The following is a 19,044-nucleotide window of genomic DNA, read 5'->3' as shown; positions in this document are numbered from 1 at the left end:
CCGGTCAGCGCACCGCCTTCTGCGCGCCCTTGATGAACACGCCGATCAGGTTCTTCAAACCGAACTCGAGCACCTTGGCGGGCACCGGAAGCGACGGGTCGGACTCCATCGTGTAGGAGACCCGGGTGCCGTTGTCGGCGTCGGCGAAGGTGACGATGCCGACGTGCCGCTTCACCGGCGCTCCCTTGACGATCTTGTACTCCATCCGCTCACCGGGCACCAGCTTGGTGATCTCTTCCGTCACACCGACCGGGCCGAGGCCGATCAGGTGCTGCGCGCCGACGCCCTCCCGCTCGGTCAGGCCGGGCTTGACCAGCTTGACCTGGGCGGGAATGTACGGGCTGATGCTCTCGCGGTCGGCGAAGAGCCGGTAGACGACCTCGCGCGGGGCGGCGATGACGGCGTCGACGGTGGTGCTGGCCATGAATTCTCCTCTTCCAGTTACGTGTGACCGGCAGCATATAGGTACACCGGTCGCGGCTCGGTGATCGTGTCGTTCGCATCACACTCGAAGGTGAGCCGTCCGGGTTGCCCGGCTACCGCGCGGGCACGCAGTGTCGTAGTCCGCCGGGTGTGAGGCGCACGATCGGACGATCTACTGAGGATACTCGTGGAAAAGCCCGTTTCGGGCACTGCTGGCCGTCGCAGGCCAGGGCTCTCATGGGCAGTTCGCTGTGACAAAGCTCAGAGCGATCAACGGCTTTCGTACTCGATGCTCAACTCTTGGCCAACTTGTGCCCGTAATGTCCGATTCATCATCTACTATTGAACTCAGTAGATGAACGGCGGGTGAATTCCGCCGGACAGCGGGAAGCGCCGAGGCGAAGGGGCCATCATGCGCAGTGTTCTTCCGATGACGATCGAGGCGGGCGGAGCGCGCTTTCGCGGCTCGGCGACGGGAGGGAGCGGGGGACGGTCGAAGAAGGGCGCGTTCGCGCTGTTCATCGCCGGTCTCGCCGCGGGAACGGTTGCCGCGGCGGGTGGTGCCGCGGCGGAGTCGCTGTCTCGTGGCGACCACTCGGGACGCTCGGGTTCGCACGGCGACTCGACGGGGTGGCACAAGATCGATCCGTTCGGATATCAGCACTCCGATCCGAATCCGCTGCGGCAGAACGAGCATCAGCATGCGCTGCGGGAATACCACCGGCAGAGCAAGCCGCGGCCGGATGAGAGTGGTGCGGGCAACGAGGCGGGGGAGTCGGCATGGACGCGCACCGAACGTCCGGACGGCAGTGGCTGGACCGTGTGCCGTCCGCAGGCGAAGTGGTGCTGAGGATCCGATTCGATCGAACCGTACGGCGAGTGCTCGAGCCGCTTCACCTGGCGGATCGGTTCTCGTACATGTAGCTGGCAATTCGCCGTCGGCTTGGGGGTGGGTGCGGACCTGGCATTGCTGGAACTCGAAGCGGGATTCGCGACTTGATTGCTGGTGGCGAAGCATGTGCTCGTTGCGTCGAGCTGGCCCTCGGTCGAAGCGGTCGGAATCGCCGCACGAGGACGCAAGAGCTGGAGCTGGAGCGTGGATCGAGGGCGGTGATCGTAGCTGAGGTGAGATTGCCGCCTTATAGCGAGAGGTCGGATCGAGCCAGGAGATAACGGCGCGCCTCCACCAATGGTTGAGAGTTAGCGGTCATCATCGCTTCATGAGGATGCCGGCGCTGTTGTCGCGAAACACCGAAACGCTTCCTGGTCTGATCGGGACGGCCCGGGTGGATCGCAACACCCGGCGGCTGCTCGGACGGATCGGGCCGGGGGACATCGTCGTCCTCGACGAGATGGACCTCGACCGGATGACCGCCGACCGGCTGGTCGAGGCGCGCGTCGGCGCGGTGATCAACACCTCGCCGTCCATCTCCGGCCGCTACCCGAACCTGGGGCCCGAGGCGCTGGTGTCCCACGGCATCCTGCTGCTGGACACGGTGAGTTCGGATGCGTTCAAGAAGATCAAGGACGGCGTCAAGGTCCGTGTCGACGGCGGCGTGGTCTACGCCGACCGGCTGATCAAGAAGGACCCCGAGGTGCTCGTCGAAGGCATCGAACTAACCGAGGCCGCCATCGCGGAGCGGATGATCGAAGCGCGCAACGGCCTCGCCGATCACCTCGAGGCCTTCGCGGGCAACACCATCGAGTTCATCCGGACCGAGAGCGCGCTGCTCATCGACGGGTTCGGCGTCCCGGAACTGGATCTGGTGATGCGGCAACGGCATGTGGTGGTCGTCGCCGACGGCCCGGAGCACGCCGAGGACCTGCAGCGGCTCAAGCCGTTCATCAAGGAGTACGCCCCCATCCTGATCGGCGTCGGCCGAGGCGCGGACACCCTGCGCAGGCGTGGGTACCGGCCCGACGTCATCGTGGGCGACCCGGAGGAGATCACCACCGCGACGATGAAGTGCGGCGCCGAGGTGATCCTGCCCGCCGACACCGACGGCCACGCCAAGGGGCTCGAACGCATCCAGGACCTCGGCATCGGCGCGACGACCTTCCCTTCTTCCGGCTCGCCCGCCGATCTGGCGCTGCTGCTGGCCGACCATCACGGCGCCGCGCTGATCGTCACCGCCGGAGCGCCCGCCTCGCTCGACGACTTCTTCGACCGGGGACGCCGCGACAGCAACCCGGCCACCTTCCTGACCCGGCTCAAGGTGGGCACGAAGCTGATGGACGCCAAGGCGGTGGCCACCCTGTACCGCACCCGCGTGTCCGGGGTCGCCGTCGCGCTGGTGGTGCTCGCCGCGCTGGTGGCGGTGATCGTCGTGCTGCTGGCCTCCAACAGCGGCGGTGACGCCCTGGACTGGGGTGTGGACACCTGGAACCGCCTCGCGCGGTGGGCGCAGGGGCAAGTCGCCGCTCGTCAACTCTGAAGGAGAACGATGATTTCGATGCGCCAGCACGCCATCTCGATCGTCGCGATCTTTCTCGCGCTCGCGATCGGTGTGGTGCTCGGATCCCAGACACTCGCGGCCGATCTGCTGTCGGGATTGCGCGCGGACAAGGCCGATCTGCGCCAACAGGTGGACGCTCTGACCGAGCGGAACCGGCTGCTCGACGACCAGACCGCGGCCGCCGACCGTTTCATCGCCGGTTCGTCGGGCCGCATTCTCGGCGGTACGCTCGCCGACCGCGGTGTCGTCGTGTTCACGACCCCCGACGCCGACCCGGGAGACGTCGACGCGGTGAGCGCAGCGCTCGCGGCGGCGGGCGCGACAGTCACCGGCCGGATCGCGCTCACCGAGGCGTTCGCCGACGGCAGCGAGGGCGATCGGATGCGCACGGCCCTGACGAACGTCATCCCGGCCGGTGCGCAGCTGCGGACCGGCGCGGTGGATCAGGGCAGTATGGCCGGCGATCTGCTCGGCCTGGTGCTGCTGCTCGATCCGGCCAGCGGGCAAACTCGGAGCACCCCGGAAGAACTCGGGCTGGTCCTGGAGACCATGCGCGGCGGCGGTTTCCTCGCCTACGGTGACACGCCGGTGCGGCCCGCGCAGCTCGCGGTCGTGATCACCGGCGACGGCGCCGCCGCGGCCGAGGACGGCGCAGGCCCGAACATCGCGCGCTTCGCGGGCGCCCTGCGCGGCCGCGGCGCGGGCGTGGTGCTCGCCGGTCGCGCTGGCGCCGCCGACGGGCAGGGGCCGATCGCCGTGGTCCGCGCCGACGCCGCGCTCGCGGCCCAGGTGAGCACCGTCGACAACGTCGAGCGCGAACTCGGCCGGGTCACGACCGCGCTGGCGCTGGGCGAACAGCTCAACGGGGGCGCCGGGCGCTACGGCACCGGCGCGAAAGCGGCCTCGCTCACCCTGGCCGTCGTGCCGGGCTGACCGGTCGCCGACAGCATCGCGGCCGCCGGTCGACCAAGGGGTTGTCAGCTCCGGGCCTCGATCGAACGCTGTCACGGCACCGACTCCCGCCGGACACCGGCGGCCCGGGAGAGACCCGCCCCACACTCCGGACGCGCGGGCTCTCATCGACCTCCCGCGATCGGCGGGCAAACGCGCGTGGCAGTCGAACGGACGGGCGGATCCGTGTTACCGTGAAGACCCGTGGGTCAAACACGGATTCAGGCGCGAACGGACACGAAGCACATCTTCGTCAGCGGTGGTGTCGCCTCCTCATTGGGTAAAGGTCTTACCGCCTCCAGCCTCGGTCAGCTGCTGACGGCGCGTGGGCTGCGCGTCACGATGCAGAAACTCGACCCGTACTTGAACGTCGATCCCGGCACGATGAACCCCTTCCAGCACGGCGAGGTGTTCGTGACGGAGGACGGCGCGGAGACCGACCTCGACGTCGGCCACTACGAGCGTTTCCTCGACCGGGACCTGTCCCGCGACGCGAACGTGACCACCGGGCAGATCTATTCGTCGGTCATCGCCAAGGAGCGCCGCGGCGAGTATCTCGGCGACACGGTGCAGGTGATCCCGCACATCACCGACGAGATCAAGCACCGGATCCTCGCGATGCGCGGCCCCGATCTGCAGGGCCAGACCCCGGACGTGGTGATCACCGAGATCGGCGGCACCGTCGGCGACATCGAGTCGCAGCCGTTCCTGGAGGCCGCCCGCCAGATCCGCCACGACGTCGGCCGCGACAACGTCTTCTTCCTGCACGTCTCGCTGGTGCCCTACCTGGCGCCCTCCGGTGAGTTGAAGACCAAGCCGACCCAGCACTCGGTGGCGGCGCTGCGCAATATCGGCATCCAGCCCGACGCGCTGATCCTGCGCTGCGACCGCGAGGTCCCGCAGTCGCTGAAGAGCAAGATCGCGCTGATGTGCGACGTCGAGGTCGACGCCTGCATCTCCACCCCCGACGCGCGGTCGATCTACGACATCCCGCGCGTGCTGCACCGGGAGGGCCTGGACGCCTACGTGGTGCGCAGGCTGGGCCTGCCGTTCCGCGACGTGGACTGGACGGTGTGGGGCGACCTGCTCGACCGGGTGCACTCGCCGCGCGAGACCGTCGAGGTCGCGCTGGTCGGCAAGTACGTCGATCTGCCCGACGCCTACCTCTCGGTCACCGAAGCGCTGCGCGCGGGCGGGTTCGCCTCGCGGGCCAAGGTGAACATCCGGTGGGTGCCCTCCGACGAGTGCGAGACGCCCGCGGGCGCGCAGCACGCGCTGCGCGACGTGGACGCGGTGCTGATCCCCGGCGGCTTCGGCATCCGCGGCATCGAGGGCAAGGTCGGCGCGATCGGCTACGCGCGCACCCGCGGCATTCCGCTGCTCGGCCTGTGCCTCGGTTTGCAGTGCGTGGTGATCGAGGCGGCGCGCAGGGTGGGGCTGGTGGAGGCCAACTCGGCCGAATTCGAACCGGACACCCCGCACCCGGTCATCTCCACCATGGCCGACCAGGAGCAGGCCGTGGCCGGGGAGGCCGATCTCGGCGGCACCATGCGGCTCGGCGCCTACCCGGCGACCCTGGAGAAGGGCTCGGTCGTCGCCCAGGCCTACGGCAGCGAGCACGTCTCCGAGCGTCATCGCCACCGGTACGAGGTGAACAACGCCTACCGCGACAAGATCGCCGAGAGCGGCCTGAGGTTCAGCGGCACCTCGCCGGACGGCCACTTGGTCGAGTTCGTCGAGCTGCCCGCCGACGTGCACCCGTTCTTCGTCGCCACCCAGGCGCACCCGGAGTTGAAGAGCAGGCCGACCCGCCCGCATCCGCTGTTCGCGGCGCTCATCTCGGCGGCGCTGAAATACAAAGCGGCCGAACGGCTTCCGGTGGACATTCCCGGCGAAGAACTGGCGGGTGCGGCGGAACAGGCGTAGCGGCATGAGCAACGGGGGCGCTGCCGAGCCGGGCAGCCACGATTTCGAGATCGCATCCAGCAAGACGGTCTACACCGGCGCGATTCTCGCGTTGCGGCTCGACCAGGTGCGCATGCCGGGCGGCAAGGTCGTGGAACGCGAGGTGATCGAGCACCACGGCGCGGTCGCCGTCGCCGCGATCGACGACGACGGCAATGTGGTGCTGATCAACCAGTACCGCCACCCGATCGGCAGACGGCTGCTCGAACTGCCCGCCGGGTTGCTCGACGTGCCCGGCGAGGACCCGCTGGTCGCCGCGCGCCGTGAGCTGGCCGAGGAGACCGGGCTGGCCGCCAGGGACTGGGCGGTGCTGGTGGACGTGGCGCTCTCGCCGGGGTTCACCGACGAAGCGCTGCGGGTCTACCTGGCCCGCGGGCTGTACGAAACCGAGCGCCCCGACCCGGAATTCGAGGAGGCGGACCTGGAAGTGGTCCGCATGCCGGTCGACGCGGCGGTCCGCGCGGCGCTGAGCGGGGAGATCGTCAACGCGACCGCGGTCGCCGGCGTGCTCGCCTTGGCGGCGGCGCGGGCGGCGGGCATCGAACCGCGGCCGCCGGACGCGCCGTGGGACGGGCAGCCGACGACCTTCCTCCGCCGCAAGGCGGCAGAGAAGTCCGAAGACTGACCGCAGGTGCTCGGTCGCGAGCTCGACACCTATCTCGACCACCTCGCCGTCGAGCGCGGCGTCGCGCCCAACACCCTGGGCGCCTACCGACGTGACCTCGGCCGGTATCTGGACTTCCTGACCGGCCGCGGCATCGAATCGCTCGACCGGGTCGACGAGTCCGACGTCGCGGAGTTCACCATGGCGCTGTGCTCGGGCGGTCCGGGACGCCCGCCGCTGGCGGCGAGTTCGGTGGCCCGCGCGCTGATCGCGGTGCGCGGGTGGCATCGCTTCGCCGCCGCGGAGGGACTCACCGACACCGATGTGGCGCACGCGGTGAAACCGCCGGCGTCGGGGCGCAGGTTGCCCAAGGCGCTGCCCTATGACCAGGTGCTGAAACTGCTGGAGGCGGCCGGAGGTGGTCAGGGCGACCCCGCCGCGGGCGTGGACGGCGGGCCGCGCGGCCTGCGCGACCGAGCGCTGCTGGAATTGCTGTACTCCACCGGCGCGCGGATCTCGGAAACGGTCGGGCTGGACATCGACGATCTCGACATCGACCAGCGGGCGGTCGTCCTGCGCGGCAAGGGCGGCAAACAGCGTCTGGTACCGATCGGGCGGCCCGCGCTCGCCGCCGTGGACGCCTACCTGGTGCGCGGGCGGCCCGTGCTCGCCGCGCGCGGAAAAGGCAACGCCGGAGCCCTGTTCCTGAATGTCCGCGGCGCGCGGCTGTCCCGGCAGAGCGCCTGGCAGGTCCTGCACACCGCCGCCGAACGCGCGGGCATCGCGGCGGCGGTGTCGCCGCACACGCTGCGCCATTCCTTCGCCACCCATCTGCTCGACGGGGGCGCCGACGTCCGGGTGGTACAGGAACTACTCGGCCACGCCTCGGTGACCACGACGCAGATCTACACCCTGGTCACGGTCAACACCCTGCGCGAGGTGTGGGCCACCGCGCATCCCCGCGCGCGGTAACCGTTGCCCCGCCGCGAGCTTCACGCATGGGTAAGGCGCGGAACAAAGTGGACTGCAGTCCGGTTGTGCTGGTCTGCCGGGTGCGCGGCGTGCCGCCGACGGTCCGGTTCCCGACCACAACGCGAGGTGAAGTGCATGGCAAAGTCTTTCATCGTCCACGAGGCCGATGTCGAAACGATTCCGCTGCCCGGCGGCGGTTCCTTCCGGCTACTGGAGGACAGCGAGAACTCCGAAGGGCTCTTCGGCGCCAACCGGCTGACCCTGGCCGCGGGTGCGGACGGCACCCGGCCACACCACCACACGAAGTCGACCGAGATCTTCCATGTGCTCGGCGGCACAATGGATTTCCTCGTGGACGGCACCCGCAGCGCCGTCCGCGCAGGTGGCCTGGTGGTGGTCGCGCCGGGCACGGTGCACGCCTTCGGAGCCGCCGCCGACGGCCCCGCCGAGTTTCTGGCTGTGCTCACACCCGGTATCGTCCGCTTCGAATACTTCCGGCAACTCGGCCGGATCGCGCGCGGGGAGGCGGACTGGGACAGTATGAACGAGTTGCACGACCGGTTCGACGTTCATTTCGATGGCGGACCGCAATGGCGCTGACCAGCGCGGCACGAACACGCCGCGCCGAGGCGCGGCACTCGAGTGCCGTCAAGCGGTAGCGTCTATCGAGAGCTGGACCGCACGAAAGCGAGGTCGGCCCATGATCGGCCTCGCTACGCTCGGCGAGGCAACGGGCAGGAACGTATAAGGAGCAGCGGATCGTGACGACAGCCGGCGCGGCAGAGCCGCCGATGGGTGCTGGGGCGGAGCCGCTTACGGGCTCGCGACCGGGTCCGTACTCGGACGCCGCGGCGGAAACGCTGTGGGGCCACGGAGTGGAGCCGGTCCCGGAGGACGCGACGCTCGGCCCGACCGGACGGCCGTTGCGGCTGGTGCCGGACCCGCCGCCGGTCGGCCAGCACGGGGACGCGCTCATCGTGGCCATGTGCAACCAGAAGGGCGGCGTCGGCAAGACCACCTCCACCATCAATCTCGGTGCGGCACTGGCCGAATACGGCCGTCGCGTCCTGCTCGTCGATCTGGACCCGCAGGGCGCGCTGTCGGCCGGGCTCGGCGTCGCCCACCACGATCTCGACTCGACCGTGCACGACCTGCTCATCGGTTCCAAGGTGTCGATCGACGACGTGCTGATGCAGACCCGGGTACCGAACATGGATCTGCTGCCCAGCAACATCGACCTCTCCGCCGCCGAGATCCAGCTGGTCAACGAGGTGGGCCGGGAACAGTCGCTCGGCCGCGCGCTGGAGCCGATCCGCAACCGCTACGACTACATCCTCATCGACTGCCAGCCGTCGCTCGGCCTGCTCACGGTCAACGCCTTGGCCTGCTCGGACGGCGTGATCATCCCGATGGAATGCGAGTATTTCTCGCTGCGCGGGCTGGCGCTGCTCAACGACACGGTGGAGAAGGTGCGGGACCGGCTGAACCCGCGGCTGAGCCTGTACGGAATAGTGGTCACCATGTTCGACTCGCGACTGCTGCATTCCCGCCAGGTGATGGCGCGCGTGGTCGAGGTGTTCGGTGATCTGGTCTACGACACCGCCATCGCGCGCACCGTCCGTTTCCCGGACGCCAGCGTCGCGGGCGAGCCGATCACCACGTGGGCGCCGAAATCCAGTGGCGCCGAGGCGTATCGGTCGATGGCTCGGGAAGTCATCCACCGATCCGGCCGGTGACCGGCCGCTCCGACCCCTCGTCTGCGTCCCACCACGACCCGTCCGGCCAGGGGTCTTCCGCGGCCGGACCGACTCCAACGCGGGACGATCAGGCACCCGAGGCCGGTGAGCGGCCCGAATCCAGGCAGGCCGCGCCCGCGCTCGGAAACGCGGCGGCGGCGTTCATCGCCGCGGGCCGCGACGCCGCCCCCCGTCGCCCGAGCCCGGCCATCGCCGGAGGTTCCACCGGACGAACCGCGCCGGAGACGGCGGCGGACGCCCCGCTCGCGTGGGACCGTAGGGACGAAACCGTCCCGAAACCACCCCCGCGGCCTGGCGGGACGATCGTCCCGGAGAGACCGGACGATCAGTCCGTCGACGCACCTGATGTCCCTGTCGTGGGTCACGATGCGCCGGAGGAGCCCGGCTCCTCGCCCGACCCGCTAAAAGCACCGGCCCTCTCGCAGGACGCGCCCGGCGCACCGGAGGCCGGAGCGGCAACGTCGCCCGAGCCGCAGGCGACCGGGTTCCGTCTGCGCCTGAGCAACTTCGAGGGACCGTTCGATCTGCTGCTCACCCTGATCAGCTCGCGCAAGCTGGACGTCACCGAGGTGGCGCTGCACAAGGTCACCGACGAGTTCATCGCCTACACCAAGGCGCTGACGGCGAACATGGCGCGGCAGAACACCTTGCGCGCGGACAAGATCTTGGACCAGACCACGGAATTCCTGGTCGTCGCCGCCACGTTGCTGGATCTGAAGGCGGCGCGGCTGCTGCCGTCCGGCGAGATGACCGACGCCGAGGACCTGGAGTTGCTCGAGGCCCGCGACCTGCTGTTCGCGCGGTTGCTGCAGTACCGCGCGTTCAAGCAGGTCGCCGAACTGCTCGGCGAGCTGGAGGCGGCCGCGCTGCGCCGCTATCCGCGCGCGGTCGGCCTGGAGGAGCGTTACGCCGGACTGCTGCCCGAGGTTAGGCTGGGTGTCGGGGCGGCCGAGTTCGCCGCGATCGCCGCGGCGGCCTTCCGGCCCCGTCCGGTGCCCAAGGTCGGGCTCGACCACTTGCACACGCACGCGATCTCGGTGGCCGAGCAGGCGGCGCTGGTGCTGGAGCGGCTCAAACAGCGTGGTGCGGGCGCGTGGACCTCCTTCGGCGAGCTGGTCGCCGATTGCGAGGTTCCGGTCCAGATCGTCGCCCGCTTCCTCGCGCTGCTCGAGCTGTATCGCGGCAAGACGATCGAGTTCGACCAGCCCGATCCGCTCGGTCCCTTGTCGGTGAGCTGGATCGGCGACGACGCCGCGCAACAGGTGGAGACCGTGACGATCGAGGAGGACTACGGGTGAGCGAGCACAGCGCGAGGGCGCGGAGGCGCGATCGTGAGTGAGGCAGTGGTGGAACTCACCCCCGAACCGCTCGCCGACGCCGATCTCCGTTCGGCGCTCGAGGCCATGCTGCTGGTCGTCGACTCGCCCGCACCGGTTGACCAGCTCGCGGCCGCTCTCGGCGAGAGCGCCGAGCGGGTCGAGCGGACCCTGCGCGAGATGTCGGCCGAACTGTCGGCGCGGTCCAGCGGGATAGATCTGCGTTTCGTCGGTGACGGCTGGCGCTTCTATACTCGCAGCGAGTACGCGCCGTATGTGGAGCGGATGCTGCTCGACGGCTCCCGATCGAAATTGACCCGGGCGGCCTTGGAGACGCTGGCGGTGGTGGCATACCGTCAGCCGGTGACCAGGACCAGGGTCAGCGCCGTGCGCGGCGTGAACGTCGACGGGGTGATGCGCACGCTGCTGGCCAGGGGCCTGATCGCCGAGGCAGGCGTCGACCCGGAGACCAACGGAACGCTGTACTGCACGACCGAGCTGTTCCTGGAACGGATCGGACTGGCTTCGCTGAGCGATCTGCCGCCGCTGGCGCCCCTGCTTCCGGGCGTCGACCTGATCGATGAGATCAACGAGAGCCTGGAGACGGACCCCCGCTACACCAGGTCGAGGAAACCCGCCGAGGCCGATTTGGACCTCGGCACCGAAGAGTGACAGGACAACATGAATACGCCCGCTCGCCGAGATGGCACACCGGATCGTAGGAAACGCGGCGCACAGCCCGAACGCGGCGGCGCGAGCCGCGGCTCGAGTTCACGCGACGCCCGTTCGGCCCAACGGGGGATCACCGCCCGTGGCGCCCAGCAAGGCGGCGCAGGCCGGACGGCACAGCGCGGATCCGCCGCCGCTCCCAGCCCGCAGCGGCACACCGCCGCGGCGAGCAAGAAGAAGCCCAAACCGCAGCGGCAGGTCGCACCGCCGCCGCTGCTGAGCAACGCCAAGCCCGCGCGCCACCAGAACGTGGAGCCCGCCCCGTCCGGCGGCCACACCAAGCTCCCGTGGGGCGAGGGCGAGCGGTTGCAGAAGGTGCTCGCCAAGGCGGGCGTGGCCTCGCGCAGGGCCGCCGAGGAGATGATCGCGCAGGGCCGCGTCGAGGTCGACGGCATGATCGTGCGCGAGCAAGGCCTGCGCATCGACCCGCAGCACGCGGTGGTGCGCGTCGACGGCACCCGCGTGGTGGTGCGCGAGGAACTGGTGCACGTCGCGCTGAACAAGCCCAAGGGCTGGCAGTCGACCATGTCCGACGATCTGGGACGCCCGTGCGTCGGCGACATCGTGGCCGAGCGGATCGCCGCGGGCCAGCGGCTGTTCCATGTCGGAAGGCTTGATGCCGACACCGAGGGCCTGCTGCTGCTCACCAACGACGGCGATCTGGCCCACCGGCTGATGCACCCGTCCTACGAGGTCTCCAAGACCTATCTGGCGACGGTGCAAGGCGAGGTCAACAATCGCGCGGTCGGCAAGCGGCTCAGAGAAGGCGTCGAGCTGGAGGACGGTCCCGCCAAGGTCGACCGTTTCCAGGTGCTGGAACTGGGGGAGGGACGTTCCCTGGTGAAGGTGGTGTTGCACGAAGGGCGCAAGCACATCGTGCGCCGCCTGCTGGACGCGGTGGGCCATCCGGTCGTCCGGCTGGTCCGCACCCATATCGGTCCGGTCGCGCTGGGCGACCAACGGCCCGGCACGCTGCGTGTGCTCGGCCGCGATGAAATCGGCAAACTCTACGAGGCGGTGTCGTTGTGAACGGTGTGGAGATCCCGGTGCAGGCGCCGGCGCGGATGGCCGGTACGAGCCCACTGGTGGTCGCCATGGACGGGCCTTCTGGTACCGGGAAGTCGAGCGTGTCACGGCGCCTGGCCACCCGGCTCGGCGCCCGCTACCTCGACACCGGCGCGATGTACCGGGTGGCGACGCTGCGCGTGCTGCGCGCAGGCATCGAACTGACCGACACCGCGGCCATCGCCGCCGCGGTCAAGGAGCTGCCGCTGTCCATCGGCACCGATCCCAGCCGCGAGGTGATCGAGCTGGACGGCGAGGACGTGCGATCGGAGATTCGCGGCGACGCCGTCACCAAGGCGGTCTCCGCGGTCTCCGCGGTGCCGGAGGTGCGTGAACTGCTGGTCGCCATGCAACGCGAGATCACGGCGGCGGCGGGCCGCATCGTGGTCGAGGGCCGCGACATCGGCACCGTCGTGCTGCCGGCCGCGGACGCCAAGATCTACCTGACCGCTTCCGCCGAGGCGCGGGCGCACCGGCGCAATCAGCAGAACATCGCCGAGGGCCGGGGCGACGACTACGCGGGCGTGCTCGCCGACGTGCAGCGCCGCGACACGCTCGACTCGACCCGCAAGGTGTCCCCGCTGCGTCCCGCCGAGGACGCGGTACCGGTCGACACCAGCGAACTGTCCATGGACGAGGTGATCGACGAGCTGTACGGCGTGGTCGCGCAGCAGGTCGCCGCATACGGAGCCGGAGGGGACCGATGAACGGGGACGTGCTGGCCGGCGACGGCGTCTGGAGCGACGAAGCCGACTGGGAACTGACCGATCTCGAGGGTGAGTTCGAGGACTCCGCGCATGTCGCGATGCCGACGCTGGCCGTGGTCGGACGCCCGAACGTGGGCAAGTCGACCCTGGTCAACCGCATCCTCGGCCGCAGGGAAGCGGTCGTGGAGGACATCCCGGGAGTAACCCGCGACCGCGTGTCCTACGAGGCGAACTGGGCCGGTCGCCGGTTCCTGGTGCAGGACACCGGCGGCTGGGAGCCCGACGCGAAGGGATTGCAGCAATCGGTGGCCCGCCAGGCCGAGCTGGCCATGCAGACCGCCGACGCGATCCTGCTCGTGGTCGACGCCGTGGTCGGCGCCACCGCCACCGACGAGGCGGCGGTGAAGAAGCTGCGCCGCTCCTCGGTGCCGGTGATCCTGGTCGCCAACAAGGTCGACGACCAGCGGGTGGAAGCGGAAGCGGCGGCGCTGTGGTCGCTGGGACTCGGCGAGCCACGCATGGTCAGCGCCGCGCACGGCCGCGGCACCGGTGACCTGCTCGACGACGTGCTCGCGGTGCTCCCGGAGACCCCGCGCGAGGGGACCGGGGGTGCCGGTCCGCGTCGGGTGGCGCTGGTCGGCAAGCCGAACGTCGGCAAGTCCAGCCTGCTCAACAAGCTGGCCAACGACGAGCGTTCCGTGGTGCACGATGTCGCGGGCACCACGGTCGACCCGGTCGACTCCCTCGTCGAACTGGGCGGCAAGGTGTGGAAGTTCATCGACACCGCCGGGCTGCGCCGCAAGGTGGCCAATGCCAGCGGCACCGAGTTCTACGCCTCGCTGCGCACCAAGTCCGCGCTGGAGGCATCGGAGGTGGCGATCATGCTGATCGACGCCTCCCAGCCGATCACCGAACAGGACCTGCGGGTGATCAGCATGGTCGCCGATTCCGGGCGGGCGCTGGTGCTGGCGTTCAACAAGTGGGACCTGGTCGACGAGGACCGCCGCCTGCAACTGGAACGCGAGGTCGACCGCGAACTGGTTCGGGTGCCGTGGGCGCAGCGGGTGAACATCTCCGCCCACACCGGCCGCGCGGTGCAGAAGCTGGTGCCCGCGATGGAGACCGCGCTGGAATCGTGGGACAAGCGCATCCCGACGGGCAGGCTCAACACGTGGCTGAAGGACGTGATCGCCGCGACGCCGCCGCCGATGCGCGGCGGCAGGCTGCCCCGCGTGCTGTTCGCCACCCAGGCGACCACGCGGCCGCCCACGTTCGTGCTGTTCACCACCGGCTTCCTCGAGGCGGGCTACCGGCGTTTCCTGGAGCGCAGGTTGCGCGAGGAATTCGGTTTCGACGGCTCGCCGGTCCGTATCTCGGTGCGGGTGCGCGAGAAGCGGGATCGCTCGAAGAAGTAGGCGACGACGGCGAGGCCTCTGGCATGTCCCGGCCTCGCCGCCCGCAGTCTGGCTACCTATTGGCGAGTCGCTTTTCTCCGCTGATGATTCGGGCAAAATGCCTAATGGGAGCCGATATTCTCTCGTATACGTGACGATATGGCCAGTACGCTTCGCGATGGCGGCAAACACCTGGCATCATCCGGGCATGGTCATTCCCAGCGTCCTGCCGGAACCACCGGCCGTCCTGACTCCGTTCGAGACGGGATGGCCCGTGCGCCTCGCCGACACCGATCGCGAGCAGCGCCTGCGCTTGGACGGTGTCGCGCGCTACCTGCAGGATGTCGGCTACGACCACCTCGACGTCCTGGAGGACGGCGATATCCATCGCCTGTGGGTGATCCGCAGGACGGTGATCGACGCGCTCAAGCCGCTCGGCTTCGGCGAGCGGGCGACGTTGCGGCGGTGGCCTTCGGCGACGTCCACCCGGTGGTGCGCGATGCGGGTCCAGATCGGCGGCAGCGCGGGCGGGCTGGTGGAGACCGAGAGTTTCCTGATCCATTTCGGCACCGAATCCGGCGTGCCGACTCGGATGAGCGACCGGTTCCTCGCGCCCATGCTGGCCTGCACGACCGAGCACCGGCTGCGCTGGAAGGCCGAACTCACCGATCCCATGCCCGCGGCGGACGAGCCCGGCGTGCAGATCCGGCCCTTCCCTCTCCGGGTCACCGACATCGACCTGCTCGACCATATGAACAACGCGGTCTACCTCACCGCGCTGGAAGAAGTGCTCGCTGATCACGCCGAACTGAAATCGGGCCCGCACCGCGTGGTGGTCGAGTACGGGAAACCGGTGCGGTCCGGCGAGGACGTCGAACTGGTCGCCCGCCGCACCGACTCGAGCTTGGACGTGTGGTTCGCCGTCGGCACGGACTGCCGGGCGGTCGCCCGGGTCACCTCGCGCTAACCGGCCAACTGTTCGACGGTGGCGCGCGCTCCTCGGGTGCGCAGGCTCTCCAGAGCCGCCAGATACGCGGCCACGAACCGGGGATGATCGCCCAGGTCGCCGAACAGCGAGCGCTCGCCCAGGAAAGCGGTCGGCTGCTGCCGTTGCCGCCGGGCCAGGGGAACCAGCCGATCGCGGAGCTGGTCGACGACCTCGATCGGCTGACCCTGCTCGTCCACGCCCTCGGCATAGCGGGCCCAGCTCGCGACGACCGCCGCCGCACAGTCGATCGGGCCGCCGGCGGCCAGCTGTGCCCGCACCACCGGCAGCAGCCACTTCGGGATCCGGTCGGAGGATTCCGCGCACAACCGGGCGATGGTGTCGCCGATCGCGGGGTTCGCGAACCGGTCGAGCAGCGTCCGCTTGTAGTCGCCCAGGTCTACGCCGGGTACCGCGCGCAGCGTCGGCGTCGCCTCGGCGTCCATGTAGCGCGTCAGGAACCGCCGGAAGGCCGGATCCTGGGCGGCTTCGTGCACCAGCCGGTATCCGCTGAGGTACCCGAAGTAGCACAGCGCCTGGTGGCTCGCGTTCAGCAACCGCAGTTTCATCAGTTCGTACGGGGTGACGTCGGCGACGACCTGCACGCCGACCTCCTCGAGGGCCGGGAGGCCGAGAGCGAAGGAATCCTCCAGCACCCACTGGGCGAACGGCTCGGTCACCACCGGCCAGCGGTCGGTGAGCCCGTAGCGCCGCTCGATCTCGCCGGTCGCCCCCGGCGGGGTCACCGGGGTTATCCGGTCCACCATCGAATTGGGGAAGCGCACCTGCTCGGCCACGAAGGCTCCGAGCCCGGGATCGCGCAGCCCGGCGAACGCGCCGAACATCCGGCGCGCGACGTTCCCGTTACCCTCGATGTTGTCGCAGGACAGCACGGTGAACGGCGCGACACCGCGGGATCGGCGGCGGGCCAGCGCTTCGGTGACGAGGCCGAAGACGGTACACGGCGGCGCGTTCCCGGCCAGGTCGGCGCGGATTCCGGGGTCGTCCGGGTCGAATTCCCTGGTAGCGGCGTCGATGTGGTAGCCGCCTTCGGTGATGGTCAGCGAGACGATGCGGGTGGCCGGATCGGTGAGCTTCGTCACCACGGCCTCGGGATCGTCCGGAGCGTAGCGGTATTCGACCAGCGAGCCGATCGTACGCGTGGTCCACGTGCCGTCCGGCGCGACCGTCGACAGCGTGTACAAGCCGTCCTGCGCCCGCAGCACGTCGCGCATGCGCCGATCGCCGGGGAGCACGCCGACTCCGCAGATGCCCCACTCGTCGCCGAGGCCGCGTTCGAGCAAGCGGTCGACGTACATCGCCTGGTGAGCCCGATGAAATCCGCCGACACCGAAATGCACTATGCCCGTGCTGATCCGAGATCGGTCGTAGCCCGGTGTCGAGACACGATCGGCGAAGCCGGTCATCGTCGCCGCCCGCAAGGGCGTGGCCGTGGGTTCCGGCATCCCGCACCTCCCGTGTCGTGTGGATCACACCATAGTGCAGCGGCGGCCCGTAAACCCTCGTCACGCGGCCCGCATGGGCGGTTGATCGGGCCGGGGCGATTACCCCGTTTCGCCCGGTGGGGTCGGCCACCGGGAGGTTTATCGCCGTGGAGCTGGGTAGACCGTCCGTGACCCGATCGACGGCAGAAAGGCTGAATGCGATGTCTCAACCCATCACCAGCACGCTGGACCCGGAGCAGCAGCGCATCGCGGGCGAAACGCTCCAGGCAACCGTGGTCGACCTGATCGACCTGTCGCTGATCGCGAAGCAGGCGCACTGGAACGTGGTCGGCTCCAACTTCCGCTCGGTGCACTTGGCGCTGGACGAATTGGTGACCGTGGCACGGGAGTTCACCGACTCCGCCGCGGAACGCGCCACCGCCGTCGGCGTGAGCCCGGACGGGCGCGCGGCGAGCGTGGCCAAGAGTTCCGGCGCGATCGGCATCGGCGAGGGTTGGCAACAGGACACCGACGTCATCGACGCGATCGTCGGCAACCTCGCCGCCGTCATCAAGCGGCTGCGTGAGCGCATCGCGGCGACCGAGAAGGCCGATCCGGTGACCCAGGATCTGTTCCTGGCGATCGCGGCGCGGCTGGAACAGTTGCACTGGATGTGGCAAGCGCAGCTCGCCACGGCCTGATGCGGGTGATCACGTGCGCGTTCGGCGCGCCTGCCACCGAGACCGCGGTCGCGGTGCGGATCCCCGCCGAAGCGCGACAGCTCGCCCTGATCCGCGCGATGACCGACACCGTGTGCCTGGTGGCCGAACTGCCCCTCGACGCGGCGTCGGACATCCGCTTGGCGATCAACGAGGCGGCCACGATGCTGCTGGGGGACGCCATGCCCGGCTCGATGCTCGGCTGCGCGTTCACCTACGGCGCGGGCCGGATGAGCGTGCGCGTCGACGCCGTGGCCGCGTTCGATGACGACGTGCACGGCGATCCGCTGAGCTGGGAATTGGTCCGCATGCTCACCCGTTCCCTCTCGATTTCTCGTGACCCTTTTGATTCCGAACTCGGCGGGTACCCGACCGTTATCGAATTCAGTTGGGAACGAGGACCATTTGATGACACGTGAGTTCACGACCGACGGAAATGACGCGGCAGGCCGCGCCCGTGGCGGCGACAGCTACGACAACATCGAGCCGTGGTTCGAGAAGCTGGCCGCGATGGACGAGGGTGATCCGCATCGCGCGGCGCTGCGCGAGGAGGTGACCCGGCGGTGTCTTCCGCTGGCCGAGCACATCGCCAGGAAGTTCTCCGGCCGCGGTGAGTCCTATGAGGATCTGCTGCAGATCGCCCGGGTCGGGCTGGTGCTCGCGGTGGACCGGTTCGACGTCTCGCGCGGCAGTTCCTTCCTGGGATTCGCGGTCCCCACCATCATGGGCGAGGTACGCAGGCACTTCCGCGACCACACGTGGTCGCTGCGAGTGCCGCGCCGCCTCAAGGAGATTCAGCTGCGCATCGGCCCGGCCACGGAGACGTTGTCGCACCGCCTCGGGCGGATGCCGACGGCGAGGGAGATCGCCGAGGAACTGGACGTCGACCTCGGTGAGGTCACTCAAGCGCTCATCGCGGGCAACGCCTACCAGGCCAACTCGCTGGACGCGGCCGGGCGGGAGGACGGCGACGGCGCGCCGCAGTCGCTGGCCGACACGCTGGGCGCCGAGGAACCCTGCTACGACCTGCTGGAGCAGGCGATGGCCGTGCGTCCGCTGATCGCGGAGTTGCCGCCGCGCGATCGGCAGGTGCTGATCATGCGTTTCTACGAGTCGCGGACCCAGAGTCAGATCGCCGAAGAACTGGGCGTTTCGCAGATGCAGGTCTCGCGCATCCTGGCCAGGATTCTCAAGGACCTGCGCGAACGAGCGCTCGGCCCGGAAGAACAACTCGTGTCGAGCGCGGCGTGATCCATCACGTGCTCGGACGGACGACCGAGCCGGTCATCGGCGTCGCGGACACCTCACCGGTCCAGCCGCAGGGTAAGGCGCAGCTGGCGATGACTTTGGTCTCCAGGTCGCCGTTGTCGTAGCGCACCGTGGTGGTCTCCGCGTAAGCGGGATATCCGCACGCTCGGCATTTGCCGAAGAAGTCGAGGATCTCCTCGGCGCGGGAGTGCGCGATTCGTCGTGCGGGCTTGTCGTCCATAACCTCTCCAGCCAGCGTGCGGTCCTGCCGAGCAGGCGTCTGCGACGTTAGGATCGGCGCCCGGCGC

At 69.4% G+C, this 19,044-nt stretch carries 20 protein-coding genes; 17 read left to right on the top strand and 3 right to left on the bottom strand.

Annotation, left to right across the window (positions count from 1 at the left end):
• Positions 1–4: 4 nt before the first annotated feature.
• Positions 5–424: an SRPBCC family protein gene (locus U3653_RS22870; protein WP_195081452.1), complete on the bottom strand. Its 420-nt coding sequence runs from the start codon at positions 422–424 to the stop codon at positions 5–7.
• Between the two features lie 411 nt (positions 425–835).
• On the opposite strand from U3653_RS22870, the gene U3653_RS22865 reads away from it, so the two are divergent.
• The 14 genes from U3653_RS22865 (at position 836) to U3653_RS22800 (ending at position 15,306) form a co-directional block, all read left to right on the top strand.
• The gene (locus tag U3653_RS22865; RefSeq protein WP_195081453.1) at positions 836–1,273 is read left to right on the top strand and encodes a hypothetical protein; all 438 of its coding nucleotides are present in this window, start codon (positions 836–838) and stop codon (positions 1,271–1,273) included.
• A 370-nt stretch (positions 1,274–1,643) separates the two neighbouring features.
• Positions 1,644–2,858, top strand: a complete 1,215-nt coding sequence (steA, locus tag U3653_RS22860) for a putative cytokinetic ring protein SteA (RefSeq protein WP_195081454.1) — start codon at positions 1,644–1,646, stop codon at positions 2,856–2,858.
• Between the two features lie 9 nt (positions 2,859–2,867).
• Positions 2,868–3,812 carry a copper transporter gene (locus tag U3653_RS22855; protein WP_195081455.1) on the top strand — a complete coding sequence of 315 codons (945 nt, stop codon included), beginning with the start codon at positions 2,868–2,870 and terminating at the stop codon, positions 3,810–3,812.
• Positions 3,813–4,034: 222 nt separating this feature from the next.
• A complete protein-coding gene (gene pyrG, locus U3653_RS22850; protein ID WP_195081456.1) occupies positions 4,035–5,756 on the top strand; it encodes a CTP synthase in 1,722 nt (573 codons plus the stop codon).
• Between the two features lie 4 nt (positions 5,757–5,760).
• Positions 5,761–6,420, top strand: coding sequence for an NUDIX domain-containing protein (locus tag U3653_RS22845; protein ID WP_195081457.1), 660 nt, complete (start codon positions 5,761–5,763; stop codon positions 6,418–6,420).
• 6 nt (positions 6,421–6,426) lie between these two features.
• Positions 6,427–7,371: a site-specific tyrosine recombinase XerD gene (gene xerD / locus U3653_RS22840; RefSeq protein ID WP_195081458.1), complete on the top strand. Its 945-nt coding sequence runs from the start codon at positions 6,427–6,429 to the stop codon at positions 7,369–7,371.
• A 135-nt stretch (positions 7,372–7,506) separates the two neighbouring features.
• Positions 7,507–7,971 carry a cupin domain-containing protein gene (locus U3653_RS22835; protein ID WP_195081459.1) on the top strand — a complete coding sequence of 155 codons (465 nt, stop codon included), beginning with the start codon at positions 7,507–7,509 and terminating at the stop codon, positions 7,969–7,971.
• Between the two features lie 191 nt (positions 7,972–8,162).
• Positions 8,163–9,107 carry a ParA family protein gene (locus tag U3653_RS22830; protein WP_195081774.1) on the top strand — a complete coding sequence of 315 codons (945 nt, stop codon included), beginning with the start codon at positions 8,163–8,165 and terminating at the stop codon, positions 9,105–9,107.
• 377 nt (positions 9,108–9,484) lie between these two features.
• A complete protein-coding gene (locus U3653_RS22825; RefSeq protein WP_397071057.1) occupies positions 9,485–10,426 on the top strand; it encodes a segregation and condensation protein A in 942 nt (313 codons plus the stop codon).
• Positions 10,427–10,459: 33 nt separating this feature from the next.
• Positions 10,460–11,116 carry an SMC-Scp complex subunit ScpB gene (scpB, locus tag U3653_RS22820; RefSeq protein WP_195081460.1) on the top strand — a complete coding sequence of 219 codons (657 nt, stop codon included), beginning with the start codon at positions 10,460–10,462 and terminating at the stop codon, positions 11,114–11,116.
• Positions 11,117–11,125: 9 nt separating this feature from the next.
• Complete coding sequence (locus U3653_RS22815) at positions 11,126–12,202, top strand: pseudouridine synthase (protein WP_195081461.1); 1,077 nt, start codon at positions 11,126–11,128, stop codon at positions 12,200–12,202.
• Between the two features lie 35 nt (positions 12,203–12,237).
• Entirely contained in the window at positions 12,238–12,945 is a 708-nt protein-coding gene (gene cmk / locus U3653_RS22810; protein ID WP_195081776.1) for a (d)CMP kinase, read from the top strand.
• Positions 12,942–14,360, top strand: coding sequence for a ribosome biogenesis GTPase Der (gene der / locus U3653_RS22805; protein ID WP_195081462.1), 1,419 nt, complete (start codon positions 12,942–12,944; stop codon positions 14,358–14,360). The genes cmk and der overlap by 4 nt, the downstream gene beginning before the upstream one ends.
• A gap of 187 nt (positions 14,361–14,547) precedes the next feature.
• The gene (locus U3653_RS22800; RefSeq protein WP_195081463.1) at positions 14,548–15,306 is read left to right on the top strand and encodes an acyl-[acyl-carrier-protein] thioesterase; all 759 of its coding nucleotides are present in this window, start codon (positions 14,548–14,550) and stop codon (positions 15,304–15,306) included.
• On the opposite strand, the gene U3653_RS22795 is transcribed toward U3653_RS22800, so the two are convergent.
• On the bottom strand, positions 15,303–16,790 hold the full coding sequence (locus U3653_RS22795) for a mannitol dehydrogenase family protein (protein ID WP_435406582.1): 1,488 nt from the start codon (positions 16,788–16,790) through the stop codon (positions 15,303–15,305). The two genes, U3653_RS22800 and U3653_RS22795, sit on opposite strands and share 4 nt — an antisense overlap.
• Positions 16,791–16,990: 200 nt before the next feature.
• On the opposite strand from U3653_RS22795, the gene U3653_RS22790 reads away from it, so the two are divergent.
• The 3 genes from U3653_RS22790 to U3653_RS22780 are packed head-to-tail and all read left to right on the top strand — an operon-like array spanning position 16,991 to position 18,739.
• Complete coding sequence (locus U3653_RS22790; RefSeq protein ID WP_195081464.1) at positions 16,991–17,470, top strand: Dps family protein; 480 nt, start codon at positions 16,991–16,993, stop codon at positions 17,468–17,470.
• A complete protein-coding gene (locus tag U3653_RS22785; RefSeq protein ID WP_195081465.1) occupies positions 17,443–17,907 on the top strand; it encodes an anti-sigma factor in 465 nt (154 codons plus the stop codon). The genes U3653_RS22790 and U3653_RS22785 overlap by 28 nt, the downstream gene beginning before the upstream one ends.
• Positions 17,897–18,739: an RNA polymerase sigma factor SigF gene (locus U3653_RS22780; protein WP_195081466.1), complete on the top strand. Its 843-nt coding sequence runs from the start codon at positions 17,897–17,899 to the stop codon at positions 18,737–18,739. The genes U3653_RS22785 and U3653_RS22780 overlap by 11 nt, the downstream gene beginning before the upstream one ends.
• A 4-nt stretch (positions 18,740–18,743) precedes the next feature.
• Here U3653_RS22780 and U3653_RS22775 read toward each other — a convergent pair whose 3' ends face one another.
• The gene (locus U3653_RS22775) at positions 18,744–18,977 is read right to left on the bottom strand and encodes a hypothetical protein (protein WP_195081467.1); all 234 of its coding nucleotides are present in this window, start codon (positions 18,975–18,977) and stop codon (positions 18,744–18,746) included.
• Between the last annotated feature and the right edge of the window lie 67 nt (positions 18,978–19,044).

It is taken from the genome of Nocardia implantans, from assembly GCF_035544775.1.
Lineage (GTDB): Bacteria > Actinomycetota > Actinomycetes > Mycobacteriales > Mycobacteriaceae > Nocardia > Nocardia implantans.
The sequence above is the reverse complement of the archived record's forward strand: the minus strand, read 5'-3'. Positions and strand labels throughout refer to the sequence as shown.

What these genes read in the sequence shown, in the direction of transcription:
- U3653_RS22870 (WP_195081452.1), bottom strand. Translation starts at nt 424, where the DNA reads ATGGCCAGCACCACCGTCGACGCCGTCATCGCCGCCCCGCGCGAGGTC.
- U3653_RS22865 (WP_195081453.1), top strand. Translation starts at nt 836, where the DNA reads ATGCGCAGTGTTCTTCCGATGACGATCGAGGCGGGCGGAGCGCGCTTT.
- steA (WP_195081454.1), top strand. Translation starts at nt 1,644, where the DNA reads ATGAGGATGCCGGCGCTGTTGTCGCGAAACACCGAAACGCTTCCTGGT.
- U3653_RS22855 (WP_195081455.1), top strand. Translation starts at nt 2,868, where the DNA reads ATGATTTCGATGCGCCAGCACGCCATCTCGATCGTCGCGATCTTTCTC.
- U3653_RS22845 (WP_195081457.1), top strand. Translation starts at nt 5,761, where the DNA reads ATGAGCAACGGGGGCGCTGCCGAGCCGGGCAGCCACGATTTCGAGATC.
- U3653_RS22835 (WP_195081459.1), top strand. Translation starts at nt 7,507, where the DNA reads ATGGCAAAGTCTTTCATCGTCCACGAGGCCGATGTCGAAACGATTCCG.
- U3653_RS22830 (WP_195081774.1), top strand. Translation starts at nt 8,163, where the DNA reads ATGGGTGCTGGGGCGGAGCCGCTTACGGGCTCGCGACCGGGTCCGTAC.
- U3653_RS22815 (WP_195081461.1), top strand. Translation starts at nt 11,126, where the DNA reads ATGAATACGCCCGCTCGCCGAGATGGCACACCGGATCGTAGGAAACGC.
- cmk (WP_195081776.1), top strand. Translation starts at nt 12,238, where the DNA reads ATGGCCGGTACGAGCCCACTGGTGGTCGCCATGGACGGGCCTTCTGGT.
- der (WP_195081462.1), top strand. Translation starts at nt 12,942, where the DNA reads ATGAACGGGGACGTGCTGGCCGGCGACGGCGTCTGGAGCGACGAAGCC.
- U3653_RS22800 (WP_195081463.1), top strand. Translation starts at nt 14,548, where the DNA reads ATGGTCATTCCCAGCGTCCTGCCGGAACCACCGGCCGTCCTGACTCCG.
- U3653_RS22795 (WP_435406582.1), bottom strand. Translation starts at nt 16,790, where the DNA reads ATGCCGGAACCCACGGCCACGCCCTTGCGGGCGGCGACGATGACCGGC.
- U3653_RS22790 (WP_195081464.1), top strand. Translation starts at nt 16,991, where the DNA reads ATGTCTCAACCCATCACCAGCACGCTGGACCCGGAGCAGCAGCGCATC.
- U3653_RS22780 (WP_195081466.1), top strand. Translation starts at nt 17,897, where the DNA reads ATGACACGTGAGTTCACGACCGACGGAAATGACGCGGCAGGCCGCGCC.
- U3653_RS22775 (WP_195081467.1), bottom strand. Translation starts at nt 18,977, where the DNA reads ATGGACGACAAGCCCGCACGACGAATCGCGCACTCCCGCGCCGAGGAG.